At 40.8% G+C, this 22826-nt stretch carries 23 protein-coding genes and 1 other RNA gene; 17 read left to right on the top strand and 7 right to left on the bottom strand.

What is annotated here, in order from left to right; translation table 11 throughout:
- Nucleotides 1–58 precede the first annotated feature (58 nt).
- Nucleotides 59–1018, bottom strand: coding sequence for an acetyl-CoA carboxylase carboxyl transferase subunit alpha (accA, locus tag AC2CZC_RS21010; protein ID WP_484583291.1), 960 nt, complete (start codon nt 1016–1018; stop codon nt 59–61).
- Nucleotides 1019–1687: 669 nt separating this feature from the next.
- Here accA and tilS point away from each other — a divergent pair.
- Both tilS and AC2CZC_RS21000 read left to right on the top strand, forming a co-directional pair.
- On the top strand, nt 1688–3010 hold the full coding sequence (gene tilS / locus AC2CZC_RS21005; RefSeq protein ID WP_484583290.1) for a tRNA lysidine(34) synthetase TilS: 1323 nt from the start codon (nt 1688–1690) through the stop codon (nt 3008–3010).
- Nucleotides 3000–3341, top strand: a complete 342-nt coding sequence (locus tag AC2CZC_RS21000; RefSeq protein ID WP_484583289.1) for a hypothetical protein — start codon at nt 3000–3002, stop codon at nt 3339–3341. Before tilS ends, AC2CZC_RS21000 begins: the two co-directional genes overlap by 11 nt.
- A 42-nt stretch (nt 3342–3383) precedes the next feature.
- Here the strand turns inward: AC2CZC_RS21000 and AC2CZC_RS20995 are convergent, their stop codons facing one another.
- On the bottom strand, nt 3384–4280 hold the full coding sequence (locus AC2CZC_RS20995) for a GGDEF domain-containing protein (protein WP_484583288.1): 897 nt from the start codon (nt 4278–4280) through the stop codon (nt 3384–3386).
- Nucleotides 4281–4476: 196 nt separating this feature from the next.
- On the opposite strand from AC2CZC_RS20995, the gene AC2CZC_RS20990 reads away from it, so the two are divergent.
- Nucleotides 4477–6480 (top strand): monovalent cation:proton antiporter family protein, encoded by a 2004-nt coding sequence (locus tag AC2CZC_RS20990; protein ID WP_484584913.1) that lies wholly within the window; start codon nt 4477–4479, stop codon nt 6478–6480.
- Here the strand turns inward: AC2CZC_RS20990 and AC2CZC_RS20985 are convergent.
- Entirely contained in the window at nt 6477–7622 is a 1146-nt protein-coding gene (locus tag AC2CZC_RS20985; protein ID WP_484583287.1) for a patatin-like phospholipase family protein, read from the bottom strand. The two genes, AC2CZC_RS20990 and AC2CZC_RS20985, sit on opposite strands and share 4 nt — an antisense overlap.
- Before the next feature lie 362 nt (nt 7623–7984).
- Between AC2CZC_RS20985 and AC2CZC_RS20980 the strand changes: the two genes are divergently transcribed.
- From AC2CZC_RS20980 to AC2CZC_RS20945, 8 genes are all read left to right on the top strand, one after another.
- The gene (locus AC2CZC_RS20980) at nt 7985–8905 is read left to right on the top strand and encodes a DUF3014 domain-containing protein (protein ID WP_484583286.1); all 921 of its coding nucleotides are present in this window, start codon (nt 7985–7987) and stop codon (nt 8903–8905) included.
- 147 nt (nt 8906–9052) lie between these two features.
- Nucleotides 9053–9149: signal recognition particle sRNA small type (gene ffs, locus AC2CZC_RS20975), an RNA gene on the top strand.
- Nucleotides 9150–9333: 184 nt separating this feature from the next.
- The gene (locus AC2CZC_RS20970; protein WP_484583285.1) at nt 9334–9582 is read left to right on the top strand and encodes a hypothetical protein; all 249 of its coding nucleotides are present in this window, start codon (nt 9334–9336) and stop codon (nt 9580–9582) included.
- Between the two features lie 134 nt (nt 9583–9716).
- A complete protein-coding gene (locus AC2CZC_RS20965) occupies nt 9717–10196 on the top strand; it encodes a DUF1203 domain-containing protein (protein ID WP_484583284.1) in 480 nt (159 codons plus the stop codon).
- A gap of 121 nt (nt 10197–10317) precedes the next feature.
- Nucleotides 10318–10788: a DUF4304 domain-containing protein gene (locus AC2CZC_RS20960; protein ID WP_484583283.1), complete on the top strand. Its 471-nt coding sequence runs from the start codon at nt 10318–10320 to the stop codon at nt 10786–10788.
- Nucleotides 10789–10894: 106 nt separating this feature from the next.
- On the top strand, nt 10895–11302 hold the full coding sequence (locus tag AC2CZC_RS20955) for a GNAT family N-acetyltransferase (protein ID WP_237137318.1): 408 nt from the start codon (nt 10895–10897) through the stop codon (nt 11300–11302).
- A 124-nt stretch (nt 11303–11426) separates the two neighbouring features.
- Nucleotides 11427–11708 carry a hypothetical protein gene (locus AC2CZC_RS20950; protein WP_484583282.1) on the top strand — a complete coding sequence of 94 codons (282 nt, stop codon included), beginning with the start codon at nt 11427–11429 and terminating at the stop codon, nt 11706–11708.
- Between the two features lie 380 nt (nt 11709–12088).
- Nucleotides 12089–12802 carry a hypothetical protein gene (locus tag AC2CZC_RS20945; protein WP_484583281.1) on the top strand — a complete coding sequence of 238 codons (714 nt, stop codon included), beginning with the start codon at nt 12089–12091 and terminating at the stop codon, nt 12800–12802.
- A 28-nt stretch (nt 12803–12830) separates the two neighbouring features.
- Here the strand turns inward: AC2CZC_RS20945 and AC2CZC_RS20940 are convergent, their stop codons facing one another.
- A complete protein-coding gene (locus AC2CZC_RS20940) occupies nt 12831–13769 on the bottom strand; it encodes an alpha/beta hydrolase family protein (protein WP_484583280.1) in 939 nt (312 codons plus the stop codon).
- 38 nt (nt 13770–13807) lie between these two features.
- Nucleotides 13808–14059, bottom strand: a complete 252-nt coding sequence (locus tag AC2CZC_RS20935; RefSeq protein WP_484583279.1) for a hypothetical protein — start codon at nt 14057–14059, stop codon at nt 13808–13810.
- A gap of 653 nt (nt 14060–14712) precedes the next feature.
- Between AC2CZC_RS20935 and AC2CZC_RS20930 the strand changes: the two genes are divergently transcribed.
- Nucleotides 14713–15840 carry a serine hydrolase domain-containing protein gene (locus AC2CZC_RS20930; RefSeq protein ID WP_484583278.1) on the top strand — a complete coding sequence of 376 codons (1128 nt, stop codon included), beginning with the start codon at nt 14713–14715 and terminating at the stop codon, nt 15838–15840.
- Nucleotides 15841–15965: 125 nt separating this feature from the next.
- On the opposite strand, the gene AC2CZC_RS20925 is transcribed toward AC2CZC_RS20930, so the two are convergent.
- Nucleotides 15966–16748, bottom strand: a complete 783-nt coding sequence (locus tag AC2CZC_RS20925; RefSeq protein ID WP_484583277.1) for a ferredoxin reductase domain-containing protein — start codon at nt 16746–16748, stop codon at nt 15966–15968.
- Between the two features lie 117 nt (nt 16749–16865).
- On the opposite strand from AC2CZC_RS20925, the gene AC2CZC_RS20920 reads away from it, so the two are divergent.
- The 4 genes from AC2CZC_RS20920 (at nt 16866) to AC2CZC_RS20905 (ending at nt 21194) form a co-directional block, all read left to right on the top strand.
- Complete coding sequence (locus AC2CZC_RS20920) at nt 16866–17774, top strand: LysR family transcriptional regulator (RefSeq protein WP_484583276.1); 909 nt, start codon at nt 16866–16868, stop codon at nt 17772–17774.
- 467 nt (nt 17775–18241) lie between these two features.
- Nucleotides 18242–19228, top strand: a complete 987-nt coding sequence (locus AC2CZC_RS20915; protein WP_237137325.1) for a DUF1852 domain-containing protein — start codon at nt 18242–18244, stop codon at nt 19226–19228.
- Between the two features lie 24 nt (nt 19229–19252).
- On the top strand, nt 19253–20281 hold the full coding sequence (locus tag AC2CZC_RS20910; RefSeq protein ID WP_484583275.1) for a methionine synthase: 1029 nt from the start codon (nt 19253–19255) through the stop codon (nt 20279–20281).
- An 88-nt stretch (nt 20282–20369) separates the two neighbouring features.
- Nucleotides 20370–21194 carry a sulfite exporter TauE/SafE family protein gene (locus tag AC2CZC_RS20905; protein ID WP_484583274.1) on the top strand — a complete coding sequence of 275 codons (825 nt, stop codon included), beginning with the start codon at nt 20370–20372 and terminating at the stop codon, nt 21192–21194.
- Nucleotides 21195–21337: 143 nt separating this feature from the next.
- Here the strand turns inward: AC2CZC_RS20905 and AC2CZC_RS20900 are convergent, their stop codons facing one another.
- Nucleotides 21338–21478, bottom strand: coding sequence for a hypothetical protein (locus tag AC2CZC_RS20900; RefSeq protein ID WP_484583273.1), 141 nt, complete (start codon nt 21476–21478; stop codon nt 21338–21340).
- A gap of 138 nt (nt 21479–21616) precedes the next feature.
- On the opposite strand from AC2CZC_RS20900, the gene AC2CZC_RS20895 reads away from it, so the two are divergent.
- The gene (locus AC2CZC_RS20895; RefSeq protein ID WP_484583272.1) at nt 21617–22816 is read left to right on the top strand and encodes a DUF642 domain-containing protein; all 1200 of its coding nucleotides are present in this window, start codon (nt 21617–21619) and stop codon (nt 22814–22816) included.
- Nucleotides 22817–22826 lie beyond the last annotated feature (10 nt).

Genomic DNA, 22826 nt, shown 5'->3' with positions numbered 1-22826 from the left:
CAAAAACAGTAGATACAAAAAAGGCCACCCAATGGGTGGCCTTTCTTTATAACTTAAATTAGTTACAGTAACCAAAAGACATTAGACGCTGGTATCTTTGCTCAAGCATTTCTTCTTGGCTAAGCTTAGAGACACTATCTAGATCTTTGATGATCTGTGCTTTTAGGTTTCTTGCTGCGGTATCGTAATCACGGTGTGCGCCACCTAGAGGCTCAGCAACAATTTCGTTGATTAGGTTGTTGTCTTTGATACGCTGTGCAGATACACCCATAGCTTCAGCAGCCAGTGGTGCTTTTTCAGCACTTTTCCAAAGGATTGAAGCACACCCTTCAGGAGTGATAACTGAGTAAGTACTGTAACGTAACATGTTTACGCGATCGCCTACACCAATTGCAAGTGCACCACCTGAACCACCCTCACCGATAACGCTACAAATTGTAGGTACTTTTAGAGATGCCATGACTTTTAAGTTCATCGCGATCGCTTCACTTTGACCGCGCTCTTCTGCGCCGATCCCAGGGTATGCACCTTGCGTATCGATTAATGTGATCACTGGCATTTTAAAACGCTCAGCCATTTCCATAAGACGCTTAGCTTTACGGTAACCTTCTGGACGTGGCATACCGAAGTTACGCTTAATTTTTTCTGCAGTATCACGGCCTTTTTCTTGGCCAATAACCATTACAGGCTTACCGTCTAATCTTGCAGTACCGCCGATAATTGCAGGGTCGTTTGCAAATGCGCGATCGCCCGCAAACTCATCGAATTCTGTAAACATGCGCTTGATGTAGTCACTTGCATGAGGGCGCATTGGGTGACGAGCTAGTTGAAGTAGCTGCCAAGGGTTAAGTTCTGAGTAAATTTTTTCAGTAAGCTGTACACTTTTCTCTTTTAACTTACTGATCTCTTCTTCCAGACTTAGGTCCAAAGAACCTGAGCGACTAACAGCTTGTAGCTCTTTAATTTTTTGCTCTAATTCAGCTACTGGAAGTTCAAATTCTAGATAATTTAAGCTCATTTTCTAACCTATCTGATAATTTTTTAAAGTTTGTCTCGGTTTTATGTAGAGAGTACAGATTTAAAATGCCGTGACTCAGTTATTTTTAGCATATTATTTAGCGTAGTCTATTTTGCTAAATGGAGCTTAAACTAAGTGTTAATATTGCTTATTTAAGTCAGTTTTTGCAGAAGATGACGCATTTTAGCGACATTTCTCTTCTTCATTTTTTAACTGTTTTTCCTTCGTGAAGGCGCGTTCTCTGTCATCACATACAATTTTACGCACATTATACTGCCCCGAACTGGATCTGGAAAACAGACCAGCAAGATAATGTGACTTTTTAAACATAAGTAGGGATTTACCTAGATTTTAGCACTAATGTCAATTAATTTCGGGTTTGTTTTATCAATGTAAAACTTGCAAATGACTTTTGTGATAATTCAATGGCAAGTCACGGTAAGTGATTAAAATTGTTTTATTTATTGGTTTTTGCTTATTTAATGCAAAATATAGGCACTTTTTAATCATTTTGAGTGACTAATTTGCGGAATAAATAATGTGATGATGACTGGCTGAATTTTTCAACTTGAGGTGATCTCGCTCACGATTAGTGTGCAATTGACTCAGCGCACATTGCATTTTAAGTAGGATCGGGTATAACGCCAGATAATTGCATGAGGAAACAATATGGAATCGACAGGCGTATTTAAACAATTTGCCAGTGCGCTTGAGAAGCAGTGTGGTGATCGTATCGGGCAGGGGCTGACCGTTGCTTTATCTGGTGGCGTTGATTCGGTGGTATTACTGCATCTGTGCCAGCAATTCTCCCAATTACATACAGGAATAAAGCTTGAAGCCATTTATGTAAATCATGGCTTATCTGATAATGCAGATATGTGGCAGCAGTTTTGTGCCGAGCTGTGTACAAAGTTAGCTATCCCTTTTCAAGCGGTTGGTGTGAGTATAGAAGCGAAGACCAGGACAAGCCTAGAAGCACAAGCAAGAGACGCACGTTATGCGGCGCTAGATCGACACGCGATGACAAGCTCCACGCTCGTACTTGGTCAGCATGCTGATGATCAAGTAGAAACATTTTTTATTCGCTTAAAACGAGGATCAGGCTTACAGGGGTTAGGTGCAATGCACTCATCAATGCGATTGGGCAGCGGACGACATTGCGCAAGACCTTTAATTGACGTAGAGCGAAAAGACATCGAAGCATTCGCGCAGATCTTTGGTTTGTCGCATATTGAAGATGAGTCCAATAAGAGTGATGAATTTGATCGTAACTTTTTGCGTAATCAAGTGATCCCGCTTTTAAAGTCCCGCTTTAAAGGGTTTGTACCCAGTGTTTTAAGGTCAATCTCTTTACTGCAAGCTCAACAAGCCTTGATTGACGAAATTGCACAGAGTGATTTAGCTGTGTGCTGTCGTGATAAAAATATCAATGTAATGGACTTGGCGGCGTTATCTGGGCTTAGGCAAAGTAATGTGGTTAGGCTATGGCTTAGTAATAAAGGCATTAATATGCCTTCACAAAAGCAGTTAGTTCAAATTTTAAATCAAGCGCTGAATTCCAAAGAAGATGCACAAGTCAATGTACAGCTCCAAGCGGGCTCGATAAAGTGCTACAACGGGCTTATGTACTGGGTGGCAAACACAACAGTCACTTTGGCTGAGATGCCATATGCTGAGTTAACAACAGATGTCGAACTGGCTGATGGCAGAGTTTTAACCCTAGTTGAAGGGAAGGGAGTGCGCCGCCCTTTTGCTGATGAACGAGTGACTATCCGATTTGGACAGCTAAATGAGAAAATAAAACCGATAGGCAAGCCCGGTCGAAATACAGTAAAGCATTGGCTTAAAGAGGCCAAAGTGCCGAGTTGGGAAAGGTTGTCAATTCCAATGATTTATTACAATGATGCCTTGGTGGCGGTGGTTGGTTTTTTTGTTAACGCCGACTATATGGCACCCTCAGGCGTATTATGGCAGGTTAAAGATGCAGAATAACAAGCAAATAGGTATGTCTTTGGCGAGTAAAGCGCCGATGGCTGTTCTGATCTGTGCCGTCATATTTTTGTTGCTATTTTTAGTCTCTGTCATCAACTTAGCGAATCTGTTGCTCGCTCTGAGTGTTGGCGTATTGTCAGCGGTATTATTGCTGGCATATTGGCATGGTAGGGGCGGAAGTTATTTTATATTAGGATTGGCTGCGCCCATGTTGTCCATATTGTTTAGTGAGCTTCCTGATTTTTGGGCGTTAGGCTGGGTGATCAATGGCTTCTTTTGTGGTTTTGCCATTTTACTTTGGCTATTTAAGCTAAAAAATAGTCAGGATTGAAAAGGGGTACTTATCATTAGGGGATGATAAGTACCTGTAAAACTAGACTGCGCGTGCGCAATTTCTACCCGCTTCTTTAGCTTGATATAAGCCTCTATCGGCTCTGGCAAAAATTTCATTGGCGCAATCTTGGCTTGATGCCAACGTAAAGCCAATGCTGGTTGTGACGGCATGCTTAAGTAGCAAGCTATTGTTATTAACACGTTCCATAATGCGCTCTGCGATAACTTTATTGGTCGTAAACGCAGGATCGTCAATCAGGATCGCAAATTCATCACCACCAAACCTAAACACCGCATCTGTCGCTCGTATGCTGGAGGTTAGGATGTTGGCAAAACCGATAAGTACTTCATCGCCTTGTTTGTGCCCAAACTCATCGTTGACTTGTTTGAAGTTGTCCAAATCTAATAACATCAAACTAAAGTTTCTGTGCTGCCTGCGGCTGCGCTCTAATTTGGTTTCAAGATATTCATTAAACTGACTACGATTATACAGTCCCGTGAGTGTATCCTTAGTGGCCAGCTGCAGCACTCGGTGATACATCAGCGCATTTCTAAGTGGATACAATAAGCAAGTGTGCAATTGCATTAAGCGCGCGCGGATCGTGCCGCTAAAGCTGTACTTGCTAAAATAGACCAATTGACCTAGGTGCTGGCCTTCTAAATCGAGGTCAAATGTATACGGCTTAAGTTGGTTATCACCTTGGTTGGTTTGAAACAGTCCTTGATTTGAATGAAACTGCAATCCTGCAAGATCAGTGATGCGTTTAACATACGACGCAAAGATATCTAAAATACCGTTGACGTCTAGTGTTGTTTGCAGTTTTTCAACGAGCACATTCGGTTGTTCAGGCGCCTGTGTTACGTATTGTTCAGTCGTGAACGGAACGTAATCACCGCGCGAAGGCGTTCGCTGTGACAAAATATGGACATTTTCCATCTGGTAATTCCCCTAATTACAACATTCCCGAACATATAAGCTAGTTTCGTGCCAAAAAATTAAACTGGCTGAAAAACAGTTGGTTGCTATAGTTAAATTGTGTGAAAAATAAACCAAAACATTTCTTTGACGCCTAGGGGGCCATTTGCAGCAAAATTTTGCCGGATTTATTTCCGATAGAATCGTCACCGTCTTTATGACCGCAATACATGGTCATTTTACAGATGTTGTTGCACTGCTGCTGTGTGCCGTGATCTTAGTTTGGTCTTTTAAAAGAGTAGGGCTGCCGCCCATTCTAGCTTATTTACTAACTGGCTTAGTCGCTGCCGGTTACGGTTTAATGGATAACAACCATGAGATCCATTTAATCGCGGAAGTTGGAATTGTATTTTTGTTGTTTAGTCTTGGTTTGGAATTTTCTATCCCCAAACTGATGGCAATGCGCAGTGTCGTATTTGGGCTTGGCAGCACTCAGGTTTTATTGTCTATTTTAATCGGGACCTTTTTAGTTTCTTTCTTTGGCTTTGGCTGGTCTGAATCTTTGATCATTGCCTGCATTGTATCGTTGTCATCCACCGCTGTGGTTGTGAAGATCATGAAAGAGTCTGGCATGCTGAATATGCGCAAAGGGCAGCTGTCTATCGGGGTGCTACTTTTTCAAGACATTGCCGTGGTGCCCATGCTGATAGTTTTTCCTTTAATGGCCAGCACAGATAACCAATTTTTAGTCGGTGCCTTGATATTGGCGTTGGCTAAAGGTGCTTTCGTGTGCTTATTGCTTTGGGCTATCGGTAAATGGGTTTTGCCAAAAGTCTTTAATGAAGTGGCTCTGGCCAGAACGGATGAGCTATTTGTATTGACTACGCTGGTCGTCGCTTTGTGTGCAGGGGCTTTAACGTATGCATTTGGACTGTCTATGGCTTTGGGCGCATTTTTAGCGGGTATGATGCTTGGAGAGAGTCAATACCGACACCAGCTAGAGGCAGAGATAAGGCCGTTTCGAGACATCCTCATGGGATTATTTTTTGTGACCGTGGGTATGCAGCTAGATGTCGCTTATGTAATTAGCACTTTTGGGTATATTGTCGCTGCAATGGCGGTCTTACTCGTCGTTAAAGTCACCATCATTTATGTGAGTGCACAAGTCATGGGAGAGCGAAAACGTGACGCGCTCTCTTCAGGCATTATGCTGTGGCAAATGGGGGAGTTTGGTTTTGTATTGGTTGCGCTTGCCGGGCAGCACCATTTATTAGCGCCAGATACCGCCTCATTTTTAATCGCGCTGGGTGTTTTATCTATGGCTCTCACACCTTACTTGATGAGTGAGACAGATAGAATATTAAAACTGTTTAAGCTTGATGTTGAGCACAAACCTGATTTTACATATGCAGGTATAAAAGATGATTCTGTGAAAGATCACGTGGTGATATTTGGTTATGCGCGGGTTGGACAAACCATTGCACGCTTCTTAAAACCAGAGGCTATTCCTTATGTTGCGATTGAGCGTAATCCTATCATTGTGCAAGAGGCACAAACCGCTGGAGAGCCTGTCATTTTTGGTCACGCAGGGCAAAAAGCCATTTTAAAATCTGCATGCGTCAATAAAGCAAGGTTGGTTATTGTGACTATGGATGATTTTGAACAAAGCCAAATTGTCATCGATGCACTTAAGCATTATGCGCCAGAGGTGAAAATATTGGTGAGAATGCAAGACGACACACACCTAGAGGATTTGAAACAGCTTGGTGTCACAGAAGTTGTGCCCGAATCGTTAGAGGCCAGTTTAATGTTGGTATCCCATGTACTGTATATGTCAGGGGTGCCAATGCGTCGGATCTTTAAACGGGTTAGTAAAGAGCGACAAAATCGCTATGAGTACTTGCACGGCTTTTTCACTGGCAGCAGTGATGAGATGAATGAATATGGTCACAGTCACTCTCACTCAAGTTTTGTGACAGATAGGCTTGAATACTTGCATGCAGTGGCGTTACCTGAGGACGCTTATGCGGTTGAAAAAACAATTTCTGAGCTTGAACTGGTGCGTCATAAAGTTGTCGTTAAGGCACTTAGGCGCGATGGCACGGAAATCCCAATGCCGGATGAAGACATTATTTTGCAAGCAAGCGACGTATTACTGCTCAAAGGCAAACCCAGGCGGGTAGAGCGAGCTGAGCAATTTATTTTAGATGGCTTACCCTAGTCTAACTCCAAAAATGCCTTTATCTCGTCTAATCGTGCAAGGCCATCTTCGTAGCCAATTTTGATCAATTCTTGGGTATAGCTTTTTTCAAACAACAAGTAACTGGTTAAACTTGATTGTGAGTGCTTCTTCACCCCTATGGTTCTGAGTAATAATTTAACCGCAATCGGTAAATCATCATAAAAGTCGAGGGCCAGCTCGTTGAAGTTTTGAGATGGATTAACAATCAAGGTATCAACACGCTTGAGCTCTTTATGCTTTTCTCTTGCTGGGAGTAAGCTGATGGTGCGGTTAACACGTTCTAGGCGCTCTAAATCTGATTGCAAGGTGTCACTAAAAATACTGTCTAACAAATGACCTGCCACCACCGACATGCCCGGAAAATGAGGTTCGTAACCAAGTGGCTGCTGCACCTTAGGTTGCTCAACACCAATGATGAATATTTTACTGGCACCTAAGTGAATTGAAGGGCTAAGGGGTGATAGCTGGTGGATAGATCCATCGCCATAGTAATTGTGTTTAACTCTCACACTGGGAAATACCATGGGAATGGCACTGGATGCCATCAGGTGATCAATATTCAACTGAGTTTGAATCCCCTCGCGCTTGGCTCTTTGCCAGGGCTTTGCATCTTTGGCTTGAAAAAAAGCCACTGACTTGCCACTGGAATAACTGGATACGGTTACAGATAAAGCATCAATAAAGCCACGATGAATATTACGGTCAATACGTGCTAGATCCATCACTTCTTCGAGCAATTGGCGAAGAGGTGTATTGTCGAGCAAACTCGCTGGTGGGTGATTTAAATAGTCAGCTTGAAAGCTGCGCATAACATTATTGGTCAGATGCCCAAAAGCACCAAACAAGCTACTTTTATACACCATGTTGGTGTGAAAATTTTTCCAGATCCACTCAATTTTTCGAATCGCCAAATGCATGTTGGATGAATAACAAGCAAGGCCTGTTGAGTTGATCGCGCCAGCTGAAGTGCCGTTGATGATTTTAAACGGTAGGGGCGCGCTGCGGGGCAAGCTAAGGGCGATGGCCTTAAGTACCCCAACTTGATAAGCCGCTCGAGCACCGCCACCGGTGAGTAACAGCGCAATATGCGGTTTGCCAATTTTACATTGTGCTTTTTTCATATCTGTTCCTTCGAAAATTAGCTGTTAGTCACAAAGATAAAAGCATTAGGCTTACTTATACTATACTCAATTAAGGGGGAATGTGTATTTTACATCTCTTATAAATATCAGCTTGTTACGTAATTTTGACAAATTTAATTTGGTAAGAATGTGTCATCAATATGTGGTTTTTTGTCGATATGACGCTTGTTTGTACTTACGTTCATGTAATTGTCAGCAAACAGATGCGAGTTTGAGATAAACTCTCGTTAATGCGCGTTGACGCAGATGAGATATCTTTTAGTTTGTGTTTTAATTACTAGGTGCTGCTAGGGCATTTCCCCTAGTTGCCAAGTTTTTTAAGCGAATTTTACGGAGCCTCCATGTCAGAGCACAGTTCAGCAGAACCAAGGACAAATAAAAAGCCTTCTAACAGCCAGTTACTTCTTGCGGCAATCGCAGCGGTGGCCTTGATCATTGTGGCTGTATTTGTATTAGCGAACAAAGAAAATAAGCCCGCAGAAAATACAAAATTTCGACAGGATGTCGTCGTGCCTGAAGAAACCCCTAAAACCGTAGTTAACACCGCACGTCAAGACGCTGAAGAAACCAAAAAAGCGCAAGTGAGTGTCACTGTGGAGCCAGAATCAACAGCAGATACTATTGCAGAGCCTGTTGTGAGCGTCACCGAACCAGAGTCTAGACCTGCTGAGCCAGTTGAACCGGTACTGCCGAGCCTTGATGACAGTGACACCAGTGTGCGCGATTCAGTGGCTAGCTACTTAAGCAAGCAAGCGATGGAGCTATTGGTTACAGAAGACATGGTCAGACGCAGTGTTGTATTTATCGATAACCTTGCGCAAGGTAAAGTCGCTAAAAAGCACTACCCAGTGAGTAAGCCTGCTGATAACTTCATGGTCATTGAAGATGATTTGATCATCACAGATCCAAATAGCTTTGAGCGCTATACGCCATACGTAAATATGCTTAACTCAATGAGTATAGCGCAGCTTGTTCGTTTATATGAGCAATACAAGCCACTTATCAGCGAAGCATATGAAGAAATCGGCTATAACGGCAACGAGTTTGACTACACATTGCAAGAAGCCTTAGGTGAACTACTTGAAACACCTATTCCTGAATCAAACTTACCGCTTATCCAAGAGTCAGTGACGTACAAGTACGCCTATGCAGAGTGGGAACAGCTTTCGGATGCGCAAAAACTGTTTTTACGTATGGGCCCTGAAAACATGAAAAAAGCGAAGAAGCGCTTACAAGCTTTTCAGCGTGCAATTGCCAACTAGTACAAATTTAATACGTAAATAATCAAAAGCTTGCTTACTTGCTTAAACAAACAGCAAACGAGCAAGCTTTTTTAGTTTTCGCTTGCATCCCAGTAAGAAAATCGCCATAATTCATCCCGCGCCAAACAAGGCCCTCAATGGTAGTCTTATTGGTCCTCTCGCAACAATAGTTCGTGAACCTGGTCAGGTCCGGAAGGAAGCAGCCACAGCGGATGACTTGTGTGCCGGGATGTGGCTGGTAAGACTACCACCCAAATTTCTTCATTTGTTGTTTGAAGTGTAAGTCTTATTAATAGTACTCAAAACTATACTAAAACATACCAATTCCCTTATAAATCCAATTAAAAACTAGATCTCAGTTCATTAGATCAATAGCACTTCTTATACTAATCTACTAAAACTCTTCAGCACTAATTGGTTTAGTTACCGTGTTAGTCAAAGTTCTTGCGCAAGTTAAAACAGATAATTCAGGTTTATTGATTGAAGTACCTGTGTTGCTTAGCGAGTATGGTGTATTCGATCCCTTACTTGATTACGTTATAAGCCAGTTGCACATTAAAAGTTTGCCATGGATGAACCGCATTACGTTTGCTTGCCAACTGTTGCTCGAGTACATGGAAGCCAACATGCTAGAGAATATGTGCCTGTCCTATTTGTTTACTTTTCTGATTTGGTGACATCTAATTAAGTTATTGTTATGGTTAATAGTAATAGAGTATGTGTATGAGTCGCCGTTGTTATGCGGCGGGGAATACGATATTGTTATTCGACATTTTTCGTTGATAAAAATGTTAGTTATTGAGGGAGTCAAATGAAATATAAAGTTGTACCTGTAAGATCGGATTTCTTAGATAAAGTTAGAAATGTAGGTATAGACGATCAAAACCAACCTGTAGAAGTATTGGAAGCTAAAGGTGGTGAACCATGTCGAGATGTACTTCGTGGCGCAAAGCCTGGTGAAGAGCTAATATTGGCCAGTTATTGTCCTTTCACGAAAGTAGGCCCGTATAAAGAGTATGGTCCCATTTTTGTATTGGCTAACTCGAATAGTCAGGAATTTGATGTTAACAAGTTGCCATTGCCAAGTGACTCAGCAACCGATTATTTAGGCCACACATTTGTATTAAGAGCATACTGTGAAAACGAGCGCATATTAGACGCAAAATTGACATCACCAGAACAAGCAGAGTCAGATCTTGAAGAGTTTTTAAGCAATGAAAAGGTAAGCTTTGTAATTGCAAGGTATGCTGCTTATGGTTGTTACAGTTTTAGAGTTGAACGTGCGGCATAGCTAACAAGTTGATAACTGGCTAAATTTACTGTGTCGCTTTGTGCATTGTGTTTCGCGTGTGACAATTGTTCCAGCAAACTATTCCAGTTATCAAAGAGTTACATGTGTTTATGGGGGTGAAATGTCATCCGTGATAAGTAAAAAAATTCAAGAAGCTTTAAAGGCTCAATTCAAATCTCTCGGGTTCAGAAAGAAAGGTGCATCATGGGCTTATGCAGGTGATGAGTTAGCAAAGTGGTTTAATATTCAATGCTCTCGCAATAGCGGGCGTATTTACTTTAATGTAGGAATTTATTTTCAAGAAACAAATAAAGTAGATTACCCCAAAGAACTAGATTGCCATTTACGTTTTCGACTTGAGCAGTTATTAAGCTCCGAGAAAGAAATTAGAGATTTTTACGAGCTTTCTGTCTTTGAGTCTTGCTCTAATGTAAATGAGAAAATAACTGAAATAGCAAACCTAGTTTCCACAAAGGTTATCCCATTTTTTAACAAACATAATAGCGTTTCTGATATTTTGAACTCTGACACAATTAAACCCCATATGTATTGGAATAATGGTAAAGAAATAGCAATTAAACTTTGTGGTTAATACATATAACAAACGCTTTAACCAAAGCAAGCTTGCGCTCCTTCGTCGCTAATTTTAGCCTGCTATTTTACGCCGGCTAGGCAAGCTTTAGGGATCAAGAGGCAGCATGGAAGTAATTGATCAATTTTCGAGTGAACATGTAAAACAAGTTCATATGCTGTACCAACAGGTATGGTGGGGGAAAACTCGCACATTAGCAGAAACAAAAGCATGTGTATCTGGTTCACAGGTTTGTGTTGGTATCGTAAATGACCAAGGTGAACTAGTTGGCTTTGCACGTGTATTGAGTGACTTTATCTATAAAGCTGTCATTTTTGATGTCATTGTAGCGCCAGATGAGCGCGGGAAGGGTCTTGGAATTAAGTTAATGGAGTTGATAAAACATCATCCTAAGCTGAACAAGGTTCGTCATTTTGAACTCTATTGCTTGCCTGATATGGAACCATTTTATGAGCAGTTTGGTTTTACCGCAGAGGTTGGCGGAATACGTCTATTGAGGTGTGAAAATACCTAATAAATTGTTTATGCGGACAGCCGACGACTTTGGTTTGATGTGAGCTCATTAAGTACGGTGCTCTGTTTAGGTTTAGTAGTAGTTAGCTGCTACTTAACAAGGCATTATATTCCTAAGGAAGCGTATGGAAACCTCGGCAATACATTTAATATGGTTAGCTATTCATTTATTAATTTCATTTGTTGTCTCAATGTCAATTGTGACTTGCCCTTTTAGGTTTGGCTCTGAAAAGCTTGGGTTGTTATTATTGACTTGGGCTGTTCCAATTATTGGCGCAACTTTAGCTCATAATCGCTTGGGGTATATTGGTTCTGCATCAAAAGGCGTTGATAATTCTATAGTCACTGTTGATGTTCCACCAAATAGGTGTGGTGGTGGCTCTAATAGTGGAGGGGGCTGTGATTAGTGCCAACCCTATATCACAAGCCAATTAAGTGCGGGACTGCTAAAGCTTGGCTTAGTTCCACTTCTCTAAACATTTTAGCTAATAATTACTCACCACTTTGGGCGGCGTTATACGTACACAAGAAAAGCAAAAGAACAGTGCCTGTCCTATTTGTTAATTTTTTATTTGAGGTTAAAGGGGGTTAGTGTGTTACGAGAAATATCAGTCGCTTGAGGAAGTTAAAGCGAGTATATTTGAGTACATAGAAATATAATGTAACCGCGTATGATTGCATTCAGCATTATAGTATTAAGTCCAACGGAATATGAAAGCAGGCATGCATAAATACGGTGTCTATTTTTGGTGAGTAATATCAGTATCAATGTAAGCCAGAGGAATTTATGAGTAAAGTTGATAGGGAGTTAATAGACCCCACCATTGAGCCCAGTTCAGAAAAGTTGCATAGGGTTATTGGAGCAACGGTCGCAAGCATACCTGCATTCGGTCCAGTCGCATTTGAATGCTTCAACACCCTTATTCAGCCACCTATGGAAAAAAGGCAGGAAAAATGGATGCTTCAAGTGACTGAAGCCATAAATGAACTATATAAAAAAGGTATTGTGACTGAAAAAGAGCTGCAAGAGAATGAAACGTTTTTTACCACACTGGTAAATGCAAGTAATACGGCTTTACGTACACACGAAAAAGAGAAATTAGATTCTTTAAAAAACGCTGTTTTGAACTCGCCCTTATCAACAGCCCCAAATGATACCAAACAGGGATTATTTCTTAACTTTATAGATTCATTTACTTCCTTGCATATAATATTGCTGAAATTTTTTAAAGATCCCAAAGTGCAAATGGCTAAAGAGGGAAAACAATTTGATACCGGAGGAAGATCTAGAGGGATTGCGTCAGTAATAGAATGCGCATATCCAGAGCTAAAGGATCAAAAAGAGCTATGTAATATAATTTTAGAAAACCTTTACAGCAATGGTTTGTTAAGCACACGATACCGGAAAACTCGAACAACTAGCGCAGAGAGCTTATCAAGTAAATTGACTACGGAGTTTGGTGATGAATTTCTAAGGTTTATTTCGCAGCCACAGATGTAGCCGACATAACAAACGCTTGAAACCGGATTCAAAATCTCTGTATTAACCAGTCCTTCAATTCATAGTAGGTACAGAGCATGAACGGTTGTGGCGATGACTCCTTAGAATTGCAGTCAAAAACTTTGAAGCTAAAATCATCTCTGGACAAATTTGCTGGTGGCCTAAAATAGCCTTTATTGTTATCAAGGTGATGCTCAAAGAAACCCGTGCTCAGGTTGGCCACATCCACAATCGCTTTGAAGTTATTATCTATTTGCTGTGTTGATTGCGGTTGCTGAATCATTTCCTTGAAGACGACAAAGTCGGTGAAAGACACGTGATTGAGGTCTTCAAAAATGGCAACATAGCCCTTGTTTTTTACGTTGACGAAAATTTCGCTGAAGTATTCCTCGTAGGCGTGCACATACATAAAGGGTTGCTTAATAGTCAGGCCTTTTCTATTGAAAACCGTGCCGTCGAGGTTAATGATGGCATCGACTTTGTCCGATTGTGCTGCGCTGTGAAAAGCTGCTGCACCACCATAAGAATGACCAATAATGCCCACTTTATCGGAGATTTTGTTGTAAAAAGCACTCTCTGATTTTTGGTTTTGTTGCTGTAAGTGTTCAATAACAAAGAGCTGATCGGCGCTCCACATCGCCAAGTCACTTCCTAGGTCATCATGGGGCAATTCTATGGTCAGCTTAGTCTCTGCATTAGGGGAAGTGTAGTGAGATGAGCCAAAAGTATGGTTGATAGAAGCGACGAGATAGCCTCTACTGGCAATATACGAAGCAGTGATGACAAACAGTTCCGGATTGAGATAATACCCGTGAGATAAAATTATCAGGGGTAAAGCGCCCGAAGAGTCATCTATTTTGGCTCCTTCAGCGATGTCCCAGCTCAACGACTTTAACTTTTCCACTGCTGATGGCTCTATGGCTTCATCGAAAATAAGTTGGTTAACCCGAGCAAACTTGTCTGGCAAAGTCGCCAGCTTAGTTTCCTTATGATCGTTATTATCGATTACTGCTGCGGGGTAAAAAACCTAACGCCTAGCTGTCTGGGGCGTAAATCAAGCGTTCTATGGCTGTTGCGACTGTGATCTTCTAGGTGAACAACAAAGGTTCCAACGGGTTGCTTTAAAGGTAATGATATTGTCTGCTGGTGGATACACAGGTTATTTTCTGCTTCAAACTCGCAGCTTTGCACCTTGCTGGTTGTTAGAAACAAAATAATTACCATTGAGAGTAATTTCGCTAGGTGTTCAGGGGTCATTATTTATTCCAGTATTTTGTTTGTGATTTATAGTGTGGCTTAGTAAACTTCCATTCTTGAGAATGAGAGTTTGGTCGAAAAGGCCGTATTTCCTGTTATCATGGCTGTTCACTATAATCAGCATCCCTCTTTCTGATTTTAAAGGTAATATTGTACTGACACAAATGTGTTAGATGCCTGCTGTGACTCTAATCAGAAAATATATTTCCAGTTAATCTGGACATGATAAATTAATCGATTATTTTATGAAATTAAGCGCTTAAACATTGTATTTTATGTTCAACCAACAGCTTTTACCTTTGTGCTTTTATTAACTTTTATTGAGTTATCTGGTTCAACGATTAATAACTTGGATTTCGATGCAAAGTGTATCGAATGACTAATTGGTTTAGATTTAACAGCGTATGTTATTGTTTAGACACAGACTAACTATAGTGTAACTTTAACATCCAATCAGTTGTAGTTAGCTAAATATAAAAAGCGCAGATAAAAATTTGTTAAATTTTCCTTTGCCTCACAAATTATAGCTAACTATTTTTAGTCATTTATTTACAACTTTAAGCACCTTATTTGAACCAGCCTTTAAACCTTTTAATCAATATTATCGTCTAAAGAATGATTTTAGTGATTTTAGTGATTTTAAAAGGAAAATAATGAGCCGATTAATAACTCAAACTATATCATCGGTATTGGCTATTTCATTAATAACAGTTCTTGCTTCTTGCAAAAGTCATGATGCAACTAATTTTGAATCTAATACGAAAAATGAACTCATTGAATTTATTGATGGAAATGTCGGGCAAGTTGTTTCAATTTCGGTTGTAGATTCAGAAAATACTTACCAATATCATTTAGGGACGTTAAGGAATGGCGCTACGTCTGACAACCAAACAATATACGAAATTGGCTCTTTAACCAAAACTTACACAGGGTTAGCGGTTGCTAAGGCTATTCACGATGGTAAAGTTGAGCTTGATAAAGATATCCGCCATTACCTTAAAAATAACGAATATAAAAACTTAGAACTGTCCAACCAGTATATAACTTTACGACACCTTTTGACGCATACCAGTGGCCTGCCAGGCAATTTTGCAGCCAGTCGAGAAGATATTGAGCAAGGCAGATATTTTGAAAAAATATCAAAATACTCTAGAGATGACTATTTTGATGATCTTAAAAATGTAAAGCTTAATTCCATCCCTGGCGAAGATTATCTATATTCTAGTGTTGGTACTAATTTAGCCGGATACATTCTGGAGTCAGTTTACCAAAAACCTTTTGAATTACTGGTTTCTGAGTTGATCACAAGCAAGTCTGGAGAGCGCGGCACAAAATTCAGACGTACAAACTTGGAGGTAAGCGAAGTGACAGTCGGCTCAGACGGGAATGGCAACCAGATGCCCTTGGCGAGTCCATATTGGTTTGCTGGTGGAGGGTTAACTTCAAACGTTGAGTCTGTTACGCGCTATATTCGACATCAATTTTCTTCAGAGCCTGAGGTAGCAATTTCTCATCAACTTTTAGACGAGAGTTGGACGGGTCATGGCAAAGCATTTTATTGGTATACAGCTAAAGATGACTCGAATGAGTTAATGCTCTATCAAAGTGGCGGCTCAATGGGCACATCTAGTTGGCTGGTCATTTATCCGAAGAAAAAAATTGGTATTTTCGTTGTAACCAATTTGGCAGAGGAAAATACTCAACCAAAGTTAGAAGCTATTTCAAATAAGGTTTTTGACTATTTAATTGAATATAAAAAGGCGTTAAAGTCAGAACCATAACCTTTGGCTCGATTACGCGTTGCTGCGTATGACAGTTAACCAGTATTCATCGCTTCAAGTTACCGCCAAAAATATATTTGGCGGTGGCCTAAAAGGGCATTTATCTTTAAATTATCTGAATAGCTTTAGGCTTCAAGCTCTTCGGCTCTTGGTGAAAACTCAAAAACATCTGAATAGCAATTTCGCTCTTCTAAGCCTATGGCGTTGAGCTGGTCAATCGTGCCATAAACCATTTTTGGTGAGCCACATAAATAAGCATGTGTCTCTTTAAGGTTGGTATGGTCTTGCTGTATGACTTCGTAGAGAAAGCCTGTTCTTCCTGTCCAATCAGACTGAGCCGACTCTAATACCGTATGGAAATTCACGTTTTTATGCGTAGTCGCCCAATTCTGAAACTGTTCTAAAAGAAAAAAGTCATCGCTATGACGATTAGACCAGTAAATATTGATATTCGCATCAGGGTTGCGGTGCAAAACCTCTTCCGTTATACACTTAATTTTGGATATGCCAGAGCCCGCGGCGACAAACAAATGAGGCTGGTCGAGGTTCGTTTGTAAAAATGCTTTGCCCATTGCAAGCATGATCTTGACTGGCTGGTTACTGGCTTTAGCAGCAAACAAGCAGTCAACCACTTTGCCTGAAAAGTCACTCGCAACTTGGATAATTAAGCACACTTTATTGGGTTTATCAGCATCTAAACTGCTAGAAATCGTATATGAAAGCCACAATGGTTGGCCATCATTATTAACATCCAGTTCGAGCTTCAAATATTGCCCAGACTTATAGTTCAGTACTGTTCCCTCTGGGGCAAACAGCTCAATTTCAAAGGTATGTTTATTGAGTGATTCGATCTTGGTTACACACACATCATAATGTGCCGTAGAGGACGTTTTAACTTCGTTTTTCATTTTATAAACTTACACTTAATCGTATGGATTATTTAATTGACACTAGTTTAGGTGAGTTTATCGATGAGAGAAAATGATATATTATAAACAATCTATTAATTTTACTCATAATTAAAAATGTTAGAACGCATCCACCTTCGTATCATTCATGCTGTCCATCAGCAAGGATCTCTCACTGCTGCGGCAAAAGAGCTCTGTGTAACACAATCGGCATTAAGCCATACAATGCGTAAACTGGAAGATAACCTAGGTACTGCCGTTTGGGTAAGGGACGGAAGAAGCTTAAGACTAACACAAGCAGGGCACTATCTACTTAATATTGCAAACCGTGCGCTTCCGCTATTAAGCGGTGCTGAAGAAAGACTTAAACAAATCGCTATGGGCGAGCGCGGGACATTGCGGATAGGTATGGAATGCCACCCTTGCTATCAATGGCTGTTAAAAGTGGTATCGCCTTTTTTAGAGACTTGGCCGGGTGTTGACGTCGATGTTAAACAAAAATTCCAATTTGGCGGAGTAGGGGCTTTGCTAGATTATGAAATAGATTTGCTGGTAACACCTGATCCCTATTTTAAAAGTGGCTTAGTCTTTGAGCCAGTATTTGATTATGAACAAGTGCTCGTTGTTCCTAAAGATCATAAATTAACGGCTAAAAAATTTGCCCAGGCTGAAGATCTCAGGGACCAAGTGTTGTTTACCTACCCAGTATCAAAAGATCGTCTTGATATTTACACGCAGTTCCTCAATCCAGATCAAGTGATCCCTAAGCAACACAAAACGGTCGAAACCACTGATATCATGTTGCAAATGGTTGCATGTGGTCGAGGCGTTGCAGCATTACCCCGCTGGCTGGCAGAAGAGTACAGCACAAAACTGCCATTGTCGGTTGTACGTTTAGGCAAAAATGGCATCGCGAAGCAGATTTATTTAGGGACTCGAGAAGGAGATAGTAATATTGATTACCTCAGCGCCTTTATTAAAATGGCGCAGTGTTATGAGCATCCGGTGGCAGTTAGCCCGGAGTAAATCAACGGCCATTAGTACTTCTTAATGGCTAAAGTTGCTTTTTAATTTGTCTACAAAAATAAAATGCACAAAAGGGTTAAAGGATTCATCTTAACTATATTAGAAAATGATAAATGGCCTAAACGCGCGATTTTCTGTGCGCTTAGGTCGCGGCCCATTACCCAGTAAAGCAGTTTTCAATGACAGCATGCTACGTCGAAATACTGCGATATAAATACATCAATTAATCAACGCTATTTGCTTATAAAACAGTATCTATAAACATGGAATTAATTACCATCTTAGTTTATTTCGCACAGTAATTAACAATTCTTGCGCATGCTTGTATTCGAATCGTTAACATAGCACTATGAGCAAAACTCATAGAATCATAAAATTAAATCAATATTAATCATGATTCATTCATCATAGAATTGCCTCAAGACATTCAGGTCAGATTTAATTTTAAGCTAAGGACCCACAATATTATGAGCAGCGATTTCACCTATTCAATTAAGACTATTCGATTTGATGAGCATTATTCACCTTCAAACGATACGCGCCTTACTACAAACTTTGCTAACTTGGCGCGTGGTGAAGTACGTCAGGAAAACCTTCGTAAAGCAATTAACATGATCAATAACTGCTTTAACAGTCTGGCAAATTGGGATAACCCAAACAAAGACCGTTACTCAGTTGAAATTGATATTGTGCATGTTGATATTGACGTTGAGGGCAATGGTGAAACCTTCCCTACAATCGAAGTGCTAAAGACGTACATTGTTGATCATCATACAAACAGACGCATCGAAGGTATTGTGGGTAATAACTTCTCATCGTATGTCCGTGACTACGACTTTAGCGTGCTACTGCGTAAACACAATGAAGGAAAAGATCATTTTTCTGTGCCAGAAAATTATGGTGAATTGCACGGTAAAATGTTCCAAGACTTCATTAGTTCAAGTGCTTACAAAGAGAACTTCAGTAAGCCGCCAGTGATTTGTTTAAGTGTATCAGACAACAAAACTTATCACCGCACAAGTAATACACATCCTATTTTAGGTGTTGAATACACGCCAAATGAATCATCATTGACAGAGCAGTATTTCAAAACAATGGGTATGGAAGTACGTTACTTTATGCCTGAAAACAGTGTTGCTCCGTATGCATTCTTTTTCTTCGGTGACTTGTTAAATGATTACAGCACACTGGAGCTGATCAGCACGCTGAGCACCATGGAAACGTTCCAAAAGATTTATCGCCCAGAAATTTATAACGCGAACTCTACGGCTGGTGAAACTTACAAGCCAAGCTTGAAAAACTTAGATTGCTCTCTAACGCAAGTGGTTTATGACCGAGAAGAGCGTGCCCGCCTTGCGATTGAACAAGGTAAGTGGTGTGAAGATAACTTCATTCAGCGACACCAGTCAACACTAGAAAAGTGGGCTGCTAACTTTGTTCAGCCGTCATTCTGATTTTAAGGTATAGATGTATTAATTATGAAAAAATTATTCCCAACTTCTACCGCTGGCAGTCTACCAAAACCGTCTTGGTTGGCACAACCTGAACAGCTATGGTCACCTTGGAAACTAGAAGGCGATGAACTGATTGCCGGTAAAAAAGACGCACTGAGAGTGACATTACAAGAACAAGACAATGCGGGTATTGAGATTGTGAGTGACGGCGAACAAACTCGCCAGCACTTTGTCACCACATTCATTGAAAACTTGAGCGGTGTTGATTTTGAAAATAAAAAGACAGTTAGAATTCGCGACCGATACGACGCCAGTGTACCGGGTATTATTGGCCCAGTAAGTCGTCAAAAACCAGTATTTGTTGATGATGCGAAGTTTTTGCGCTCACAAACAAATCAGCCAATAAAATGGGCATTACCTGGGCCGATGACCATGGTCGATACGCTTTATGATGACTATTATCAAGATCGTAAAACCTTGGCGTTTGAATTTGCTAAAGCATTGAATGAAGAGGCAAAAGAGTTAGAAGCTGCGGGCGTTAATATTATTCAGTTTGATGAGCCTGCGTTTAATGTGTTCCTTGATGAAGTGAATGAATGGGGTATTGAGGCACTTGAAATTGCAACCCAAGGACTTAAGTGCGAAACCGCTGTACACATTTGCTATGGCTACGGTATCAAAGCAAATACCGATTGGAAGAAAACGCTAGGCAATGAGTGGCGCCACTATGAAAGAACATTTCCAGCCATTCAGCAATCTAGTATCGATATTATTTCTTTAGAATGTCATAACGGTCGAGTGCCGCTTGAAGTACTGTCATTACTGAAAGGCAAAAAGGTGATGGTTGGCGCTATTGATGTCGCTACCAATGACATCGAAACGCCTGAAGAAGTCGCCGATACCATTCGCGAAGCGCTCAAATATGTTGATGCCGACAAACTTTACCCTTGTACTAACTGTGGTATGGCACCGCTATCACGAGAAGTGGCGAGAGGTAAACTACAGGCTTTAGCCGCTGGGGCTGAAATAGTAAGAAAAGAGCTCTCTGCCTAATTTCTTCGTTTGTCTGACACATAACCAACAAATGGGTTTTCCGTTTGTTGGTTTTATTTATTTTAATTAAACGTTGTTGATTTACACTATGATAGAGTTTTTAAGTAATAATATTTCAACACTCATCGCACTGGTTGCAACAGGTGCATTTGCAGGGGTTTTGGCAGGCTTGCTGGGTGTCGGCGGCGGTATTGTTATTGTGCCGGTGCTATTTTTTGTGTTCCAAGGCTTTGGCGTATCGCCTGAGTCAGCCATGGTCATTGCAACTGCAACCTCGTTAGCGACAATCATTCCAACTTCTATCAGCTCAATTCGCTCGCACAATCAAAAAGGCAATGTCGATTTTGATCTGTTAAAGCGTTGGGCTGTGTTTATCTTTATCGGTGTTTTGGTAGGAAGTTGGTTGGTAACACGCGTCAATGGTACTTGGTTGACTGGATTATTTGGTATTATCGCGACCTTGTCAGCTCTGAATATGCTGTTTCGAACGGGCAAGTCAGCTTTATTTCAATCCCTACCGGGTAAAGCTGGACAAGCGACAATGGGTACCTCAATTGGGTTATTCAGTTCAATGGTGGGTATTGGTGGGGGCACTATTTCTGTTCCATTGCTCACGCTTTATAACTATCCAGCTCATAAAGCGGTGGGGACAGCCGCTGCCATCGGGTTAATTATCTCTTTGCCAGGCGCTGCGACTATGCTCATTTTAGGCCAATCACCTGCTGATGCTCCTATCGGTACGTTTGGGCTTGTTAACCTCGTTGCGTTCCTATGCATTGTGCCTTTAACCGTGTTGTTTGCGCCAGTTGGTGCATCACTCGCAGCGAAGTTGGACGCAGTAAAACTCAAGAAAGTATTTTCTATTGTGTTGCTTATCACAGGCATACGCATGTTATTACAATTATTTCTGTAGAGCTTTACTGGCACGGAAATTAACCTTCAAAATTTGGAAAATCAAGCGACAAGATCTGACTCTTTTATCTGCTCGGTTTTCTCGATAGGTCAACGACTGTAAAGTCGCTGACCTATTTTTACCCCCCAATATTTATTCAGTTTTTAAATATCAAAACCGTCAACATTCGCTGTGCCTGTGCACTTTTTTGCAAGTGAGAAAGCGTTTAAAAAGCCGCAGACAATATCTTGTTCTTTTGTAGCAATCACCAGATTGATAAACACCTCTTTCAGTTTAGGCATCATTTGTGCAACTTGATTATAAGTGAAGATATCAACCTAGCATTAACTGAACTTTATTTATGAATCTAAATTTTTGAATTTAATAGATAAATTGACTTTAAATTGTGTTTTAAATGTAGCTAAAAACTGGAGAACTACTTTATGAAATTATCTCTTTTTGCAATATCTACGCTTTTTGCTTCGCAAATTGCAAATGCAGGCAATTTAGTAACAAACGGGTCGTTTGAGCAGGATGTCGTGAAGTCAAAATGGACATTACTCGATTCAGTGACAGGGTGGCAAAGTGAAGGGGCGAAATTTGAAATTCAAACATCTCGCCTTGGGATCATTACTGCTGCTAACGGTAAGCAATATATCGAGCTAGACTCAACGGCTAATCACAGTGTATTTCAATCGCTTGCGACTGAAGCTGGAAAAACATATGAAGTGTCATTTTACTACTCACCGCGAGTTAAAGGGAATAGCCAAACAAATAAGGTGGATGTTAAGTGGAATGGCACAACTGTATTAAGTTTAAACGCCACGCAAAGAGGGTGGCAATCTTTCACTTTGTCTGTAGAAGCGACTTCAACTAGTTCAGAGATCCGTTTCACGGGTACCGGAACTAACGATAGTTTAGGGGGCTTTATTGACGACGTCGCTGTAACTGAAAAGCAAGCTTGCCACACGGGTATTTTTGGCATTAATAATTATGGCTCAGCCCAAACGGGGTATGTCTATAAGTTTGACTTAGAGACAAGCACGTATAGTGTCGTCGCGGGTGCCCAAAATACGGCGTCAAATATTGCGAGCCATAATGGTAAGCTGTATTTTATGGAGCAGCTAGACTCAGGCACAAAAGCCTCAAAGCTTTGGTCACTGGACTTAGAAACCGGTGTGCAGGTTGCTGAGGCTGATGCCAAATCTTGGCCGATTTATCGTTCTACCGTCACAGCCAATGGGCAAACTTTGCGCGCCACAAGCAAAACCTACATGTATGACTACGACTTACAAACGGGTGAAAAAACCGTGTTGGGCAAGATGCGTTACTCAGGCGACTCTTTCTCTCATGGAGACATTGCATACTCTGCTGATAACAACACATTATACGTATTAACGGGTAAATCCCTGTATACAATCGATGATGCTTCTATGGCGTTAACTTGGATAGGCGATCACGGAATTAACTGGGCATCTGGTTTAGCTATTGCAGATGACGGTACATTGTATGTGTCGGGAAGAGTTTCAGGTGAAAACGCAAAAATTTATAGCGTTGATCCACAAACAGCAGTGGCTACCTATGTTATGGACGCACCAGAGCATATTAATGATTTAACGTTTGTAGATAATTATTGCCAATAATAGTTTGCGG

This window comes from Pseudoalteromonas sp. MMG033, assembly GCF_057197785.1.
This window is presented reverse-complemented; position numbering and strand designations above follow the sequence as displayed.